We start from the raw sequence: 18838 nt of genomic DNA, 5'->3' as shown, positions 1-18838 counted from the left end.
TACGATGCCGAAAGCAAAAGAAAAAACAAAAAATATACAGACAGTTTCTCCTCATCATTATGTCTACCCGAACACCACAACACTCAAAAATAAATATGGAATAAAAAACTTTAAATCCTTTCTGGAGAAATGCTCGCATGATACAGCAAAAGCGATGGTTAATCTGCGTGCAGCCCCCCTACCAGAAAAATTTGATACCTCCTATCTATGCTCTATTCATTATCAGTTATTTAAAAATACCTTTGAATGGGCTGGTCATCTTCGCCATCTTCCCTTTACATTTGAAGATGGTACCACAGCCGCTATGCCCGAAATGAAAAGAACAGGATGGGAAAATCCTTTTGCACTCGGTGATGAAATCCCTGAAGGTTTACAAAAATTAGATCAAACACTTGCCGAAAAAGATAATTTGCAAGGCTTAACGCGTGAGAAATTTAACTCTGAAGCAATAAGTTTATTTAACTTCCTTAACCAGCTCCATCCTTTTAGAGAAGGCAACGGACGTACACAACGGGTCTTTTTTGAAAAGCTCGCTCAAGCAGCAGGCCATCAGCTTGATTTTTCACTTGTTACAAAAGAACGCATGATGCTCGCCAGTGTTGCTGTAGCAGAAAATGGTGATCTAGAACCAATGCAACATCTATTTGAGGATATCTCTAATCCCAATAAAATACTTCTTTTAAAGGAATTCATGAACAACATGAAAGAACTTGGGCGCAATGTTAATGATCGTCCCGTTATGGTTGCAAAAGAAGGTGAAACCTACACAGGAATGTATAGAGGTGCTGGTTATGATAGCTTTGCATTCAATGTGAAAGGGGCTTATATCATCGGCAATAAAGAGCATCTCACACCAGAACAACTCAAAACATTAAAACCCGGTGACAAATTTACCTTTACAGTTCCAAAAACAAAAGAGCTTGAAAGCATTCTCATTCCAGAAGAAAGATTAGCTCCTTTGACAGAAAATAAAAAAGCCGAAATGGTTGCAGAAGATTCTTGCGTCCACGCAAGCTTAAAACAGGTCCAGAAATTGGCAAAAATTGTTTATGGTAAAGAAAAAACATTAGATAAACAGATGCTAGAGATCATCAAAAATCCAAGCTTAGGCCAACAGCTCGCCAACCAGATTGAAAGAGCACCGCACTCTGTTTCTCATCTTGCAGGTTTCAGTTTATGTGGACTACAAAATCAAGCACGTGCAAACGCTAAAAATCATCTTGAGATGCTCTGTACTACCGTTGCAAATTTCGCCCATGCTGTAAAACATGCGGAGAAGGAAATTACTCAAGAACATGCAACAGAACAAAGTCGTCGTGCAAAAATAGTAAAAATGCCAAGCAAAAGCTTACAAGAGCTCTTCACCTTGCCAAAAGAATTACAGCAAGAAGCTTTAGCAAAAAATCCTTTACTTCAAAAAGAGCTTACCGACTTTGTAAAAAACATCAATAGCCGTCTCTCACTAACTGAACATAAAGCTGTCAAAAATAATGAGTATGAAACACTGGCTCAAAGCATTGGTGTATCAGAAAATAAAGCCAAACAAATTACACAAACCGTTAAGCAAGCCAAAGAGCTACATCAGCAAACACAAGTATGCACAATGCATCGTTCCAAAGCATTTGCTATGGCTTGCTAAGAATGGATAAAAGCTTCCTCCTTTATAAGAAGGGCTCATAAACGAGAACTGTTTGGCGTCATCTGCGCTTTTTCAAAAAAGAGAGAGTTTAATATCACACACCTGAAAAAAGAGCTTTTCGCAGCATCGTCTGATAGAATTGAAAGTAAATACAATGAAATATACCAAGACACAAATGGTACTCATTTTAACACCAATCGCTTTAGGTGCTTTAACGATATTCTTTGTTCCTCATTTTTTGTTGTTTATAACAAATGGACTAAAGAGCAATCAAATTTATTGGACACTTCGTTCAGAACCTTTACTAGTCTTAGCACTAACAGCTGCTGTGTCATTGTTTTATAGTCTCTCGCAAAAGCTGCACTTACGTAAAGGAATTACTTTCGTTTCCCTTATCTTTTTTGGAACCGCAGCTCTTTATTATATTGGTGGAGAAATAAAACGTTTAAGTCCCTATGTTGGACAACAAGGAATAACGTGGAATTATGCGCTTCAATTCATGGACCCCATGGTTGTCTTTGGCATCATCATTGGTGTTTTTTTTTCCGTTATTCAATTGATAACAACCTCTCCACCTAAAAATAAGGTCAGGCGAGCAAAAAAAGGTGTGTTTGGTGAATCCGCGTGGATGAATTTAAGAGAAGCAGCGAAAATTTTTCCTGCCAATGGGCAAATTGTTGTGGGGGAAAGATACCGTGTTGATCAAGATAATGTGTGCAAAATTCCCTTTGCACCTGGCAATAAAACAACATGGGGAAAGGGTGGGACAGCCCCTTTGCTAACCTTTAATCTTGATTTTGGCTCAACTCATATGATCTTTTTTGCTGGTTCTGGTGGCTATAAAACCACAAGTACAGTAGTTCCTACGTGCTTAACCTATCCAGGGTCTATTATTTGTCTTGATCCTTCAACAGAAGTTGCCCCAATGGTCAAATTTGCGCGTCAAAAGATGGGGAATAGAAATGTCATTGTTCTCGATCCCAATTCATTTTTAACAAAAAATTTTAATGTCATCGATTGGCTTTTAGACGACAGCGTACCACGCACACAACGCGAAGCAAATATTGTAAGCTTTTCTAAGTTGCTTCTTACAGATAAAAAATCAGACAATTCTTCAGCGGAATATTTCTCGACACAAGCTCATAACCTTTTAACAGCTCTTCTTGCTCATGTTATATTTTCTGATGAATATAAAGACAACGAGCGCAATTTAAAAACATTGCGTGGAATTCTCTCTCAATCAGAAACAGCTGTTGTCAATCAACTACGTATGATTCAAGAAACAACACCTTCTCCTTTTATTCGCGAAATGGTTGGCATTTTTACAGAAATGGCAGAGCAAACCTTTTCAGGAGTCTATACAACCGCATCAAAAGACACTCAATGGCTTTCTTTGTCCAATTACGCAGATCTTGTCTGCGGAGATGATTTTTTTTCCTCAGATATTACAAATGGCAATACAGATGTTTTTCTCAATCTCCCCGCAAGCATTTTAAACAGTTATCCAGCTATTGGACGCGTGATTATTGGCGCCTTTCTCAATGCCATGGTTACAGCAGACGGTAACTATAAAAAGCGTGTTTTATTTGTCTTAGATGAAGTTGATCTTCTAGGCTATATGAATATTTTAGAAGAAGCGCGCGATCGTGGACGTAAATACGGTACATCCTTAATGCTTTTTTATCAATCTTCTGGTCAGTTGGTCAATCACTTTGGAGAAGCTGGAGCACGTTCATGGTTTGAAAGCTGCTCCTTTGTCAGCTATGCTGCCATTAAAGACTTCCAAACTGCCAAAGACATTTCAGAACGCTGTGGACAAATGACCGTTGAAGTAACCGGAACAAGCAAATCAAGAGGCTTATCTTTAGGAAAGGGTTCATACAACGTCAATTACCAACAAAGAGCTCTGATTTTACCCCATGAAGTTATTCAAGAAATGCGTCAAGACGAACAAATTATCCTTATGCAAGGACAACCTCCTTTGCGATGTGGTCGCGCTATCTATTTCAGAAGAAAAGAAATGTTAGCCGCAGCTGCAAAAAACCGCTTTGCCCCACAAAAGAAAAACTAACCTCCTCTTATGAGATCTTGACTATGAAAAGAACAAAAACAATATACATTTCTGTTTTTTAAAAGCCCGTTAACAAAAAGTTTTTACCCGCTTCCTCACACACATAGGGAAAACATGATAAAAAAATCCGTGTTTTTTCCTTTTTGTATTTTGTGTATCATTTTACCAGCGCCCATCGTCTTTATAAAAAACACCAATCCCCTCATCAAATCACTTATAACTAAACCAACATCTCCACTGAGGAAAGTCTGCAAATACATTCCTCCAAAGCTTTTTGTGTATAATTTGTCCCCTACAAACAACCCAAAATTTAATCTTTGAGATAAGAACTCTCAAGACACCTACATTCAAGAACATCGACTTTTCCAAAAAAAACATTTTAGATATACATCAAAATGAATAAATCATCCTTATACAAGCTTTTCCCCCTTTACGATATCATAAAGTGTTCTACTTTAATGATAAAGCGCTGAAAAAAAGCCTTTCTCCCCAACCAAAGAAAGGGATTCCTCTCTTATGGATCTTAAAGAAGCGCAATACGATAAGAGCAACAATCAAAATAAAAAACAATTTGTTTCAAACATACACAAACGAGATGTTCATATGGCAAGATGTTCGTATGGAGCAATAAGAAAAACATAATGGAGAAAGATTCTTGATGACTGCTTTTGCCCATAGATTCACTAATCTAAGTACTGTGTATGAAAAGTACCAACTCCATCCGCAAACCAAGAGCGATTGCACCCGCCATATCCACGATCTTCATCAAAGCGCTCTTACAAATAACTTTATCAAAAGAAAAAAACCAACAATTTTAAGCAACGTTTTTCTTTTTGACCTCTTCCTTACACCTCAAAGAATGGAGTTTTTTCCAGAGTCAACTTGTAGATAATCCATTTTCTGACCACTCATGGGATTCATACCAGCACCTTCAATACCAGTATTTTACAGCACAACAGGATAATAAACAAAAAGAAACATCAAAAAATCTTTCCAAAAATAAATGAAAAAAGAAAATATACATGAAAACAATCACAACAGAACATTTGGCATTTCTCACACCAAAAACCTTTCAAAAGTATCACAAAACGATCGATACAACCATCCATACACTTGAGGGAAAAGCACTCCCTCTCATAACACCAAAAATCTCAAAAGAATACGCGAAGGGGAATTTTTCATATGCAGCGTTTAAGACGCTTATCAACCACCACCCTACTTAGGAGAGATTATATGTTAGAGCAAAATTATTTATATAAAGGTACCTTAACACTCAAAAATAAATACGGCATAAAAAATCCCAAAAAACTGTATGAACGCTGTGCCCATGATACCGCCAGAGAAGCTGTCAATTTTCGCCATGAACCACTTCCACAAAAATTTGATTCCACTTATTTAAAATTAATTCACTGGAGCCTCTTCCACAAAACTTTTGAATGGGCTGGAAAAACCCGCGATGTATCCTTTACATTTGAAGACGGAACCTCTGCCCATATGCCGGCGATGCGTCCCAAAGGTTATGAAGTTCCTTTTGCTGTCGGACCGCAGATTCAAAAAAAACTAAAACAACTCGAAAAAACACTTAATGAGAAGAACAATTTAAAAGGTTTATCGCGCCAAGAATTTGCTGAAAATGCCGCTGAAGTTTTTATGGTGCTCGAGCACGCACATCCTTTCCGAAAAGGGAATGGGCGCGTAAATCGAATGTTTATGGAAAAACTTGGACAAGCAGCAGGACATACCATTGACTTTTCTTTCATCACAAAAAGACGCATGACAGCAGCTTGTATTGAAGCCATGCAATACGGCAATCCCCAACCGATGAAGGATCTTTTTGAAGATATCACGCATCCGCAAAAATCCCTTGTTTTAAAAGAATTCATCTCCCAAATGAGAAATGCTGGACTAGATGAAATTAACAATCGTATTGTTGTTGCCGCAAAAGAAGGGATCCCCTATGAAGGCATCTTTAGAGGTTTTTCAGCAGAAGGTTTTGTCATGGAAGTAGACGGTGCTTTCGTCGTCGGCCACAAAGATGATCTCCCCCCAGAACTCGTCAAAACATTACAAAACGGTGCCCGCCTCTGCTTTCAAAAAAACAACGTTCAAAGCTTACAAGAAACACTGATCCCAAAAGAGACATTAGCACCTCTCACACATGAAGAGTTATTCACAAGGATTTCAAATGACCCTTATGTTGAAGCATGCCGAAAAGAAATCGAAAAATTATCAAAGATTGTTTATGGTAAAGCCCACGCATTAAAGACAAAAACGGATATCTTAACGGCAGATCCAAGCTTAGGAAATCAGTTTGCCAATGAAATTTTACAAAACCCTCAATCAATTTCTAAACTTGCAGGAAGAAAAATACTTGACATGAAAAGTCCAAATCGCAGACAGGCGGAACAAACTGTTCCACAACTCAGCCAAGCCCTTAAAAATTATGCCACAATAACAGAACAAACAAAAGAAGAAACTTTAGAACAACATCAAAGAGAACAAAAACGCCTGAGCCACACCGTCGAAACACCTGGAAAAAATTTACAAAACCTTTTTGCCTTACCAGGAGAACAACAAAGAGAAGCTTTATTGCATTCTCGTTCACTGCGACAAAAACTCCATCACTTTTCGCGCCAACTACATAATCGTCTATCCTCAGAAGATCGTAAAGCCATACAAGAAAAAGATTATACCAGACTAGCTTGCCTACTTGGAACATCAGAAAGCAGAGCAAAAGAAATTGCGAATACTGTAAGGAACACCAAAGAAGCACAATGTCAAGCTCCCACCTTAAAAATTAATCGCTCTTCATCACTTGCTCTTACCGGCTAAAAACGAGTGAACTTTTTTCTTCCAACTAACTCTTGGCGCAAATTATTTTATCTCCATTGCGCCCACCAGTTGTTTTAGAATGTTACAAAAAATAGTCCTAAAAATGAATCCTGTAATTTACTATAACTTATTGATAAAATTTCATAAAAAAGATGTATAAAAGACATAAATGTCCACTATATATAAATATGAATAGCGCGAAATCTTTGGAGGTCATTCAATTCGATATCTGCCTTGTGTCTTACAGTTATCAAAAAGTAGGGAATGCGCCAAAGCCAAAGAGGTTTTCTAAAAATATTGAAAGGAAACAGCCATGAAAAAAAGTCACCCAACCGCTTCTACCAATGTAGATGAACTAAGACGACAATTTGAACAACAAAATCTAGGAGCTTCTAATGTAGAAGACCTCTATGCAAAGGTTAATAAACCACCCAAAGAACAGCGCACCTCACCTCAATATACACTTCAACAACCACCAGAAACTGTCTATGCTCCCAAAAAGCCACTTGACCAACAAAATCTAGGAGCTCCTAATGTAGAAGAGCTCTACACAAAGGTTAATAAATCACCCAAAGAACAGCGCAACCCACAACAATATACACTTCAACAACCACCAAAAACGGTCTATGCTCCCCAAAAACCACTAGGAAATCCCTATGACAGACTTGGTGGAGAACCAAGTGATGGGCGACGCGCCGACAGACTCGTAGATCCCTATGCAGTAACGGATCTGGAGGCGAAAGGTTGGCAAACGTCCCCTTACGAGACAATTGGTAAAGGTGCACAAGGTGGACGATATCCCCATGAACCAGAACATCTCTATGCAGAGCTTGAATTTGGTGAAAGTGGTGGGCGCTCCCCCCAAAGACCGCTAGAATCTGTCTATGCAACGGTTGGCATGGGTGCTGAAGGCGGGCAAGAGTCTGAACAACGAGAAAATCCCATCTACCAAGGCGTTGGCAGAGGAACGACAACATCTCCCAGAACCCCGAAAGATGAGATTACAACAAAGCTTTTACAAAACACAAACTTTCAATATGGTGTAAGAGAAACCCAAGAGTGGTGCAAAGTTGTTTACGGTAACGAACATGCTTTGAATGGACACTTGGCTAAGATTCTTGACGATCCCAAAAATGCAGAAAAAGTCTTACAGGACCTTGCAGAAAATCCCGAAAGCGCGGGTAAGCTTGCAGGTAGGAAAGCACTTGGCATAAAAAGTCACGCACGCAAAGAAGCTGAAGAGGGTTTTTCTCCCCTTTGCTCAGCTCTTGAGAGACATATCCATACTACACAAAAGCTCCATAAACAGTTTACACGGGAGCAGGAAAGAGAAAGAGGTCAAAGACACGAAAGTCCAGAAAGAGACTCAGAGCACAGACATCACCACCATCATCGTCGTCATCACACAAGAGGACAAGAACAAAATAGTCCAGAGCACAGCCCACAACGGCAAAGACATGGCGAAAAAGGAATGGCTTTTGCCATGTAAGTGAGTCCCCGTAAAGTACATAAATTTTTATTTTTCATTGAATTTCTTGGCGCAAATCGTTTCATTACGATTGCGCCAAGAGTTGTTTTAAAATATTACAAAAAATAGTTCTAAAAGTGGATCCTGTAATTTATCATAACTTATTGATAAAATTTCATAAAAAAACTGTATAAAAGACACAAAGGTCCGTTACACTGATCCTGAATAGCGCGAAATCTTTGGAGGTCATTCAGTTGGATATCTTCCTTTGTACAAAAGTTATCAAAATTAAAAGTGGGGAATGCACCAAAGAGGTTTTCTAAAAATATTGAAAGGAAACATGCATGAAAAAACATCATCCACACCCTTCTGCAAATCCAGAAGCCCTCTATGCAACAGTTAATAAACCAAACAGAGGAAACCAGCGCGGAGCAACCCCAGAAGAAGAAGTTCTATACGCATCCGTTAGCAGTATTTCTCCTTCCAAAGGCAGATACCAACATCAAAGGAGAGAAGATTCTGAAACAGACTATACAGAGGTTGCTCCCCCAAAACACGAAGCTGAAGTTACATACGCATCAGTTAGCAGTATTTCTCCCTCAAGAAGCAGACACCAACATCAAAGAAGAGAAGATTCTGAAACAGACTATACAGAGGTTGCTCCCCCAAAACGCGAAGCTGAGGTTACATACGCATCAGTTAGCAGTATTTCTCCTTCAAGAGGTAGACACCATCATCAAAGGAGAGAAGATCCTGAAACAGACTATACAAAGGTTGCTCCTCAACAAAGAGGAAGACCTTCATCTTCCCTCACAGCTGAGCAAATAACTGTCATACTTTTAAAAAACCCACATGTCCAAGCATATGGAGAAGAGGTTATGCACTGGGGTAAGGTCGTTTATGGCAATGACACGCTTTTCCAGCAACACTTGCAAGGAATACTTACAGATCCCAGTAAAGGAAAAGACCTTTCAAATCAACTTGCTGAAAATCCTGAATCTATACATAAACTTGCTGGCCGCTCCGCACTTGGCTTAAAAAATCAAACACGCAAAGCAGCTGAAGACGGTTTTAAACCACTCGTTGATGCCATTGATGGTTATACAAAGGCTGTAAAAGAGGCAAAGGAGAGGCTTTTGCAAACCCCTCAAGCAGAGCAAAGACGCCTTCAAGAAAATTCTCAGCAAGTTGAGAGACACCATCATCATCGTCATCATCACACAAGAGAACAAAACCAGGAGAGTGCAGAGCACAGTCCTCGACGACAAAGACACGGTATGGCTTATGCCATGTAAGGAGTTATAAGCATAAAGACGATAGTTTTGTTTTTCGTTTAATCGCTTTTTCAGTGAGTTTCTTGGCGTAAATCGTTTCATTGCGGTTGCGCCAAGAATTGTTTTATCTTGTGATAGAAAATAATCCTAAAAATGGATGCAGTAATTGACTATAACTTATTGATAAAATTTCACAAAAAAACTGTATAAAAGACACAAAGTCCCATTACGATAGTGATAAATAGCGTCGATCTTTGGAGACCACTCAATTTTCTTCTTATAAAAACCATAAAAGTATAAAGGGCGAGAGTGTGCACCAAAGAGGTTTTCTAAAACAATTCTTGAAAGGAAACATACATGAAAAAAGATCACCCTCACCCTTTTCCATCTCCTTCAATACAAGAACTTATAGAGCTCTATGAAAAAGCAGCAGCAGAAGTATCAGGCGGTGACTCCCTCCCTAAAGAAACGCTTTCACAAAGCAAAAGACTGTCATCCATACTGGAAAAAGATGAGGAAAGACAATCTCTTTTAGAAGAAGAAACTGTACATGCATCAACAAATCCAACAACGCTTCTAACAAGAGGCAACTCTACCAAAAGGCAGAAACAACTTGAAACGACACACTCAACAGTTACTTCACAAGTTTCTCAAAAAAGGGCAACAAGAATTCTCTCAGAGGAAGAAATCATTCAATTGCTTCCACACCATTCATTGGTTCAAACATATCGAGAGGAAATCCAACGTTTATCCGCAAGTGCATATGGCGATTCAAATATTTTGCAAGAAAAAATGCAGGAAATTCAAAAAAATCCTGCTGCAGGAAAGGAGCTCTCATGGCGCATGGCAGCCCATCCTGAAAGTATTGCTAAACTTTCAGGTACCAGCACGTTGGGCTTCAAAAATCGAACGCGCAAACAAGCGGAAGAAGATTTTTCCGCCCTTTGCGTCACCGTTGATTGTTATACAAAAGCTGTAAAACAGGCAAGAGAGAGCCTATTGCAATTTCCAGAGCAAGAACTAAAAAACTATGAACGTTTAATGGGAAAGTCAGCAGTCACTGAACTTCTGCAAAAACCAGATCAACGTGAAAAAGAAACTCTTTCAGAGGCAGAAATTTCTACCAAAATTCAACAACATTCAAAAGTCAAAAGGCACTATGCCCAGATCAAATATTGGTGCGAAGTTGTTTTTGGTAACGCAAACATTTTGCAATCACAAGTGGAAACACTTTTTCAAAGCCCTGAAACGATAGAAACACTTGCACAGCAACTTGTCGGAAATCCTCAATCTTTTCACAAGTACGCTGGTATCAGTCTTTTTGGCTTTAAAAATCAAGCACGCAGACATGCTGAAGCTGGTCTTTCTCACTTAATTGACGCCACTGACAATTATGCAACGGCTGTAACACAAGTAAGAGAGAGCATTTTGCAAACCGAACAGGCAAAACAAAAGCGCCATGAACCATCTTCTGAACAGGCGCAAGATTTGCATCAACAACAACGCTTATCACAATCTGTTGAACGCACTGAGCATTCAACAGTAACTCATGAAAAAGCAACAACCTCTACTCAACAAAGAGAAACAGATATTCGTCCTCGCAAAACTGCGATACCAAAAGCAATGGCTTTTGCCAGCTAAACAGACATAAGTTTTCACACTGAATTCAACATCTTGGCGCAACACATGGCAAAGGTCATTTGCGCCAAGAGAACCGATTCTTGTGAAACCATTCAGTTTTATATCCTCTCTCATAAAAGCAAGTGAAAAAGCATAAAACAGAATAAAAACCAACGTGTATTTTTAAATAGTATTTAAAAACAATATTGGAAGAGTTTGAAAGGAACATGTATGAAAAAAAGAAATCCTTCCCCTTTTATCACCGAAATGATGGAAAAATTTCAACAACAGACTGAACAATCCCCCACCAGAACCCCCCCTCCCCAAGTTTCTCAAAGTTTGCCAAAACCAACTGTACAAAAACACCCAGAAAATTTATCACACCACCCAAAGGTTGCTCCACCGCCCCCCCCACGCATGAAAAACCCAGTGCAAACCAGCACAATACCTCCTAGCACCAAAAACCAAGAGACGCCTCCTCCACAAAAAAACTCCTCTCCGCACACAAAAGCAGCACCACAAAGACCTCCACGTGCAAAAGATAGGCAACAAAACAAACCAACAGTTCAAGAGTCCCCCTCCCTACAGACAAAAGTGGCTCCGCCCCTTCCTCCACGCATGAGAGAAAAAACACAAACTGGCACAACAATCCCCAGTTCAAAAATCCAAGAAAACTCCTCTCCGCACACAAAAGCAGCACCACAAAGACCTCCACGTGCAAAAGATAGGCAACAAAACAAACCAGCAGTTCAAGAGTCCCCCTCCCTACAGACAAAAGTAGCTCCGCCCCCTCCTCCACGCATGAGAGACAGAGTGCAAAACGGTGCAAAAATCGAGAATCCTGAAACACTCTACCCAAGTGTTAGAGCCAAAACACCATCACATATGAAAGTCCGGCAACAAAGTAGTTCATCATCACAAGATAGTGGAACATATGCAGTACCTCCTTCACGAAAACCACACCGTATGGAAAACAGAAAACAAAGCGATGCTGTCATCCCAAAACCTGCCTCTCCACACACAGCAATTGAACAGCCAAAACCGTCTCACGGACAAAAAAAATCTATTAATACAATGGAAAGAGAGCTATTGCTCATAGCATATCAAGAAGAAATACGATTTTTTTGCGAAAAGGTTTATGGCAACAAGCTTATTTTAGAAGAAAGAATAGAAGCAATCAAAGAAAACCCCGATATGGGAGAACAGCTCTTATGGGATATTACAGAACGGCCTAAGTCTATTTCTAAGCTTGCTGGTAGAAAAGTTCTTGGCATAAAAAATCATGCGCGCAAACAAGCTGAAGAAACTCTTCCTACCCTATGTGCTGCTATTAACGGTTATGTGTATACTTCAAAATATACAAAAAGTGAAAATATTTCACACGCTTCTCAGACGGAACAACAACACCAGCGACAAACACAAGAGGAAGAGCCAATAAATCAACATTTACAAAATCCGCTCAATTCAGAAAAGAAAATAGAGCCTCTCTCAAATCAGGAAATTGCCCGCAGAGTTCAACAAGATCCATCGGTTCGATATGGTCAAAGAGAGATCGAATATTGGTGCGAAATTGTTTATAATGATCCGTTTATTTTGCAATATAGAATAGAAGATATGCAAAAAATTCCAGAGATAGGAGAAGAGCTCGTATTTCAAATTGAAAACCCTTCTAGATCTTTTGCTCCGCTTGCTGGTAAGCAAGTCCTTGGCATAAAAAATGGAGCACGCAAAGCCGCTGAAGAAAATCTTTCTACCCTGTGTACCGTCATTAAGGATTATGCTGAAACTGTAAAACAGTTAAGAGAAGCCATTGTACAAAACCATCAGGAAGAACAACAAAAACGTCATCAACCGCTTAACGATCCCGATAAAAAATTGCAAAAGCAGCAAAACTTATCGCAGCCCCCGAAGTTACCTGAACGCTCAACAGCAAAGCAGCATCAAGAGGTTGCAGAAACTTCTAGACAAGAAGACCAACTGCACGTTCGACCGCACAGAGCCGAAACATCAAAAGCAATAGCTTTGTCGTGATAAATCTCCTAATTGTTGGCTTTTCATACAAAACTTTGATGCAATTATCTTGCCAAGATTGCATCAAAGACGGTGTATGAAATACAGCAGACTTTGAATAAGACACCCCATTATTTTACAGAATTCATTGATAAAATTTCACGATAATACTTCATAAAAATTACACACTTTAACTTTGTTTCATGCGAATAAGGTCAATTTTTTTCAATCATTAAAATGGGCATTCTTCTTTGAAGAAAACACCATGAAATAATAAAAGGCAAAAAATGTAAAAAAGCTTTCAAAAAATAATGTTATCCTTTGAAAGGAAATATACATGAAAGAAAATACAGAACATTGTGCCTCTTCCATACAGGAAGAGTTGCAAGAACAACACCCTGCAATCAGTGCAGCCATTTCAAAGAAAATCAATGAAGCATCGCAGAATTTCTTTTATCCCAATAGCAAAGTGCTTAAAAATAAATACCGCATCAAAGAGCAAGAAATATTAAAGGAACAATGTTGTGATGATGTAAAAAAAGAAATGATAAAACTGCGTCAAGAACCTCTACCAGAACAGTTTAATTCCTCCTATCTAAAATATCTTCATCAACGCCTCTTTTCCCGTGCATTTGAATGGGCCGGACAAATACGCGAAAAACCATTTACATTTGAAGATGGTACTGTTGCTTCTATGCCCATTTTGAAAAGAAAAGAATTTACAAAACCTTTTGCGATTGGCAGAAAAATACAGGAGGGACTAGAAAAGTTAGATAAAACGCTTGCTGAAAAGAATAATTTACAAGGCTTAACTCGCGAAGAATTCGTTGAACAAGCAGCTGGAATAATGATAGATTTGCACCACTTGCACCCTTTCAGAGAGGGCAATAAGCGCACAAAGAGACTGTTTGTTGAAAAACTCGCTCAAGCAGCAGGACATGAGCTAGACTTTTCTCTTGTGAGCAAAAAACGTAAAGACTTTGTCCGCGCTGCTGCCATGGAACATAGCGATCCAGAGCCTATGAAGCATCTGCTTGAGGATATCTCAAATCCAGAAAAATTGCTCATTTTACAAGAATTTACCAACTCTATGAGAACGCTTGGATTGGATGAAAAAAATTATTATCTCACTGTCGTCGCAAAAGAAGGAGAAACCTATCATGGTACCTACAGAGGCAGTGGACCCAGTGGACCCAATGGCTTCATGCTTGATGCCAATGGGATTTTCATCTTGGGAAATAAAAAAGGTCTCACCCCAGAGCAAATACAGACATTAAAAATCGGTGACGCCCTCTCCTTTACAGCGCCCAAAACTCAAAACCCAGCAAAAAACATTGCTTCCAGAAAAAAAGAGCCGTTCTTACAAACGATGAAATAACTAAAAAGAGCAAAGACAACGCATCCATTCAAACAAAGAAAAAGCTCATTTTTCACCATGGATTGCCCCTCATGCTTTACATGACAGCATTGAAGTTATGTCCCAAAGTTTGCAAGAACAAATGACCAAACCAATTGCTCAATCTCCTTCCTCCATGAGGCAAATGCAAAAAGATTTCCAAAAAAACATTTTACAGACCAGCAATACAGCGACAAATAATCCAATATCTGCCCAAATGACAAAGGAAAAATGCTCTGATCATCAAGAAAGAACGAAACAGCCCCCCAAAAAAGCAATGGCATACTGGGACACTGGTACAAAAAAAACGAACACCGTCCCTCTCACCTTACAAGAAAAATTATCTTCATCACTTGAAAACGAAGAAAATAAGACAATGCACGGGAATTTCTTTTACCCTAATAGTATCACCCTAAAAAATAAATATGGAATAAAAGACTATAAAAAATTAAAAGTGCAATGTGCGCATGATACAACAAAAGCAATCATTCATCTACGCCAAGAAACGCCACCGCAAAAATTAACTTCCACATATCTCCAATATATTCATCACACCCTATTTAAAAATACTTTTGAATGGGCCGGACAAACACGTGAAAAACCATTTACATTTAAAGATGGTAGCGTTGCTTATATGCCAATGATGAAAAAAGCCGGTATTTCTTTTGCCTCAGCAAAACAGATACAAGAGGGACTAGAAAATTTAGATAAAACACTTGCTGAAACGAATAGTTTAAAAGGCTTAACCCGCGAAACATTTGTTGAATATGTCACTGAAATGTTGATACAGCTCAACTATACGCATCCCTTCAGAGAAGGTAATGGACGCACACAACGAATGTTTTTTGAAAAACTTGGGCAAGTTGCTGGTCACACACTCGACTTTTCTCTTGTAACAGAAAAACGCATGAATCTTGCCAGCATTGCATCGCTAAAACATAACGATAAGGAAGAGATGAAACATCTGCTTGAGGATATCTCAAATCCAGAAAAAATACTTATTTTAAAAGAATTCATGGACAATATGAAACATATTGGATTTGAAAATATTCATCATCATCTTATTATAACAGCGAAAGAAGGTCATACCTATAAAGGCTTCTACAGAGGCAGTGGAACCAATGGCTTCATGCTTGATGCCAACGGGATTTTCATCTTGGGAAATAAAAAAGATCTCACCCCAGAGCAAATACAGACATTAAAAATCGGTGACGCCCTCTTCTTTACAGCACCAAAAGTTCAAAACCAGCAAGAAGTGCTTATCCCCGCAGAAACAATAGCCCCCCTTACCAACAATGAAATTACCACAAGGATAAAAAACAACGCATCCATTCAAGCAAGAAGAAAAGAAATCGAAACTTTGTGCCAAATCATTTATGGCAATCGTCATATTTTGGGAAAAAATTGAGATGATCCATGAAAATCATACTGAAGGAGAACAGCTCACCTATCAAATTGCCACCTCCCCCAATCTATTTCTAAACTTTCTGGTAGCAATGTATTTGGCATAAAAAACAACGCGCGCGCATGCTGAAGCAAATATTTTGCCCCTCTGTAGAGCCATTGATCGTTATATCAATATTTTTAAACAAACAGAAAGAGACATTCTCCATACCCATCATGTAAAACAAAGGCGGTGTGAACAATCGGTAGAAATGCCTAAGGCTTGGATGAAAAATCTCTTTTCCTTGTCAAAAGCACAACAGCAAGAAACCTTATCAAACTCTCCTGAACTAAGGGGGAAGATAAGGACTTATCTCAAAAAAATCAATGAGCGCTTATCCTCAAGCGAGCATGAAGCTATAAAGGAAAATAATCCTGAAAGACTTGCGAAGAGTCTTGGCACATCAACCGTTAAAGCAAAAGAGATTATGGAAATAGTCAAGCAAATAAAAGAGATAGAACAGCATATACAACCCATGTATTTTTATAACCATAAATTCGATGAGCGCCTAGCACCAAACCAGCATCAATCTATCCAGCATCAATCTATAAAGAAAAATAATGAAAAAAAATGTTCCAACACTCTTAGTAACGAAACAATTAAAGTGCAAAAAATGACAGAAACCGTCAATCAGAGTCCTAAAAGACAAGAAAATATTCAACCTCACAAAACAAAGCACACAAAAGAAATGGCAATGAATATCTAAAGGGTTCATAAACTTTAACTTTTTTTCCCTCTCTGGTAAAAGTGATAGCCTTTACCCGCCTGCTTTCATTGGCAAATCAATCGCACCTCAACGGGAATGGAAACCATGAGAGAACAAATTTATCTTATTTCCTCAGATTTTATCCTCATTAACTGTGAAAAGAAACCTGAACAGGCAAAATGCTGTTGAAAGATCACGTCTTCCTATCCTTTTGTTTATGTAATCTCTAAAACGGGAAGGCAGCCTAATTTGGGGAGAATATAAAGCTGTAAAAGTAAAAACCAATCACGAGCTTTGCCATCACCTTTTAGCTCAGCCTTACGACTTTTAAAAACATCTAAAGTACTGTCTTTTAAATAATGGATAAATAATGAAGATTGCGCATTGCTTCACGCTTTTATTTTATTTGCGTTCTTTAATAGGGTCACGCCCCTCACGTAAAACAGAACGGGTATTGGGTTGTACTATTCACGACATCACACCATAAAGAGGAATTATCATTATAGATCCCCATATGTCCCTTCAAACTGTTATGATATCGCCCCCATATTTCAGTTTGAAAAGAAATTTTAATTATTTTATGGCAAAATAAAAATTGTAATGCAACAGTAAACAAGGAGCATAAAAAAGTCTTCAAGCACCATTGTTGACAGAAAGATAAACACCGTCGTACAACGCTTACAAAAAGTATCCTTGATTGGGATACAGATCAGATTTTTACGATTTAAAACGGTTTATTTCTCCTGTCATCGCTTCTCTTTTACAACAAAACCGATATATCTTTATGACATTGATAAAAAAAATTGCAACAGTTGCTTCCGGAACCCTTATGAGCCGTATTTTTGGCTTCGTACGCGAAATGCTTATGGCAGCAGCGCTAGGGACCGGTCCTGTTTCTGATGCCTTTAACGCTGCTTTTCGTTTTCCCAACACATTTCGTCGTTTTTTTGCTGAAGGTGCCTTTAACGCTGCTTTCATTCCTCTTTTTGCAAAAAAAATCACTGAAGATGGTCAAGAAACGGCATGCAAATTTGCAGAAGAAGTCTTTGGCGTTCTCTTTTCGCTGCTCTTACTGTTAACGATTGCGATGGAACTGAGTATGCCTTTTCTGATACGAACCATTATTGCCCCAGGTTTTACCGAAGATGCGACAAAATTTAACGCTACAATTCACTTTACTGCGATCATGTTTCCCTATTTAACCTGCATGTCGCTTGCTGCCATGATGGGAGGCATGCTTAATGCTCTGCGACGCTATTTTATTGCCGCCATTGCCCCACTCTTTTTAAACATTATTCTGATTGGTGTGCTTGCCTATGCTTGGATTTATAAACTTGACGCTTGGCATATTGGCTTAAATCTCTCTTGGGGTGTATTGGCAGCAGGGCTTCTTCAACTCACCTTAATTGCCCTTGCTTTGCGTCAAAGTGGAATGAAAATATCCTTCCGCTGGCCCCATTTAAGTCCTAATGTTCGCAAGCTATTAACTTTAGCATTCCCAGCGGCTATCACGGGTGGCATCACACAAATCAATTTGCTCATTAATACCAACATTGCTTCTAGTCAATCGGGTGCTGTCTCTTCTTTGATGTACGCTGATCGTCTTTATCAATTGCCTCTAGGCGTAATCGCCATTGCCGTTGCAACCGTTCTTTTACCAGAATTAACACGCGCTTTGCGAAGCAAAAAGCACAAAGAAACCAACCATTTACAAAACCGCTCTATTGAATTAACGCTATTGTTAACACTTCCGGCATCCATCGCTTTTTTGCTGCTCTCCACTCCCATTGTCAGTTTGCTCTTTGAGCGAGGACAATTTACCAGTCAATCAACACACCATGTTGCACAATTACTGGAACTTTATGGACTGGGACTTCCAGCTTTTGTTCTCATTAAGGTCTTTATTCCTAATTTTTTTGCCCATGAAGATACCAAAACACCGATGATTTTTACAGGTATTTGCGTTTTCATCAATATCAGTCTCGCCTTAACATTATTTCCTTCTTTTTCTGCACGAGGCATTGTTATTGCTGAAATTACTTCTGGATGGGTCAACGCCCTGTTGCTTTGGGGTGTCCTTATCAAACGCGGTTATTGGAAATACGACTTCCAACTGATAAAGCGAATACTATGTCTCATGATAGCAACCCTTTTGAGTGCACTGGCCCTCTATTACGGATTGAATGTGTTTAGTTTTTTGTCTTTTCCTTTATCCTCACAAGCATCCTTTTTATTGCGCGCCAGCACCTTAGTTGGGATCATGCTTGGCATATTCTTGATCTATTTTAGTGCCTATTTTTTATTCAACACCCATTCCTTTTTTCACATGCTTAAAAATTTGAAAAAACGCCCATAATATCTATACTTTGTCAAAAACA

Annotated in this window: 12 protein-coding genes and 1 pseudogene; 12 read left to right on the top strand and 1 reads right to left on the bottom strand. The window is 38.9% G+C overall.

What is annotated here, in order from left to right:
* Positions 1 to 4: 4 nt before the first annotated feature.
* From ACFIKH_RS07335 to ACFIKH_RS07285, 11 genes are all read left to right on the top strand, one after another.
* Positions 5 to 1639, top strand: a complete 1635-nt coding sequence (locus tag ACFIKH_RS07335) for a BID domain-containing T4SS effector (RefSeq protein WP_375626390.1) — start codon at positions 5 to 7, stop codon at positions 1637 to 1639.
* Positions 1640 to 1793: 154 nt separating this feature from the next.
* Positions 1794 to 3710 carry a Ti-type conjugative transfer system protein TraG gene (traG, locus tag ACFIKH_RS07330; RefSeq protein WP_375626392.1) on the top strand — a complete coding sequence of 639 codons (1917 nt, stop codon included), beginning with the start codon at positions 1794 to 1796 and terminating at the stop codon, positions 3708 to 3710.
* A gap of 1022 nt (positions 3711 to 4732) precedes the next feature.
* Entirely contained in the window at positions 4733 to 4933 is a 201-nt protein-coding gene (locus ACFIKH_RS07325; RefSeq protein WP_375627376.1) for a hypothetical protein, read from the top strand.
* Between the two features lie 10 nt (positions 4934 to 4943).
* On the top strand, positions 4944 to 6542 hold the full coding sequence (locus ACFIKH_RS07320) for a BID domain-containing T4SS effector (protein ID WP_375671341.1): 1599 nt from the start codon (positions 4944 to 4946) through the stop codon (positions 6540 to 6542).
* Positions 6543 to 6855: 313 nt separating this feature from the next.
* Complete coding sequence (locus ACFIKH_RS07315) at positions 6856 to 8031, top strand: BID domain-containing T4SS effector (RefSeq protein WP_375671339.1); 1176 nt, start codon at positions 6856 to 6858, stop codon at positions 8029 to 8031.
* Positions 8032 to 8354: 323 nt separating this feature from the next.
* A complete protein-coding gene (locus ACFIKH_RS07310; protein WP_375671337.1) occupies positions 8355 to 9305 on the top strand; it encodes a BID domain-containing T4SS effector in 951 nt (316 codons plus the stop codon).
* Positions 9306 to 9641: 336 nt separating this feature from the next.
* Positions 9642 to 10925 carry a BID domain-containing T4SS effector gene (locus ACFIKH_RS07305; RefSeq protein ID WP_375671335.1) on the top strand — a complete coding sequence of 428 codons (1284 nt, stop codon included), beginning with the start codon at positions 9642 to 9644 and terminating at the stop codon, positions 10923 to 10925.
* 210 nt (positions 10926 to 11135) lie between these two features.
* A complete protein-coding gene (locus ACFIKH_RS07300) occupies positions 11136 to 12935 on the top strand; it encodes a BID domain-containing T4SS effector (RefSeq protein WP_375671333.1) in 1800 nt (599 codons plus the stop codon).
* 316 nt (positions 12936 to 13251) lie between these two features.
* The gene (locus ACFIKH_RS07295) at positions 13252 to 14292 is read left to right on the top strand and encodes a Fic family protein (protein ID WP_375671331.1); all 1041 of its coding nucleotides are present in this window, start codon (positions 13252 to 13254) and stop codon (positions 14290 to 14292) included.
* Between the two features lie 97 nt (positions 14293 to 14389).
* A complete protein-coding gene (locus ACFIKH_RS07290; protein WP_375671329.1) occupies positions 14390 to 15718 on the top strand; it encodes a Fic family protein in 1329 nt (442 codons plus the stop codon).
* Positions 15719 to 15854: 136 nt separating this feature from the next.
* Positions 15855 to 16460, top strand: coding sequence for a hypothetical protein (locus tag ACFIKH_RS07285; RefSeq protein ID WP_375671327.1), 606 nt, complete (start codon positions 15855 to 15857; stop codon positions 16458 to 16460).
* A 218-nt stretch (positions 16461 to 16678) separates the two neighbouring features.
* On the opposite strand, the pseudogene ACFIKH_RS07280 reads toward ACFIKH_RS07285, so the two are convergent.
* Positions 16679 to 16910 (bottom strand): annotated as a pseudogene (locus ACFIKH_RS07280) (integrase); the annotation flags it as partial.
* A 334-nt stretch (positions 16911 to 17244) separates the two neighbouring features.
* Here ACFIKH_RS07280 and murJ point away from each other — a divergent pair.
* Positions 17245 to 18816: a murein biosynthesis integral membrane protein MurJ gene (gene murJ, locus ACFIKH_RS07275; protein ID WP_375671346.1), complete on the top strand. Its 1572-nt coding sequence runs from the start codon at positions 17245 to 17247 to the stop codon at positions 18814 to 18816.
* The last annotated feature ends 22 nt before the right edge of the window (positions 18817 to 18838 follow it).

Source organism: Bartonella sp. SD1336NMGDW (assembly GCF_042193565.1).
GTDB classification, from domain to species: domain Bacteria; phylum Pseudomonadota; class Alphaproteobacteria; order Rhizobiales; family Rhizobiaceae; genus Bartonella; species Bartonella grahamii.
Note: the sequence above shows the minus strand (reverse complement) of the source record. Positions and strands in the feature narration are given on the sequence as shown.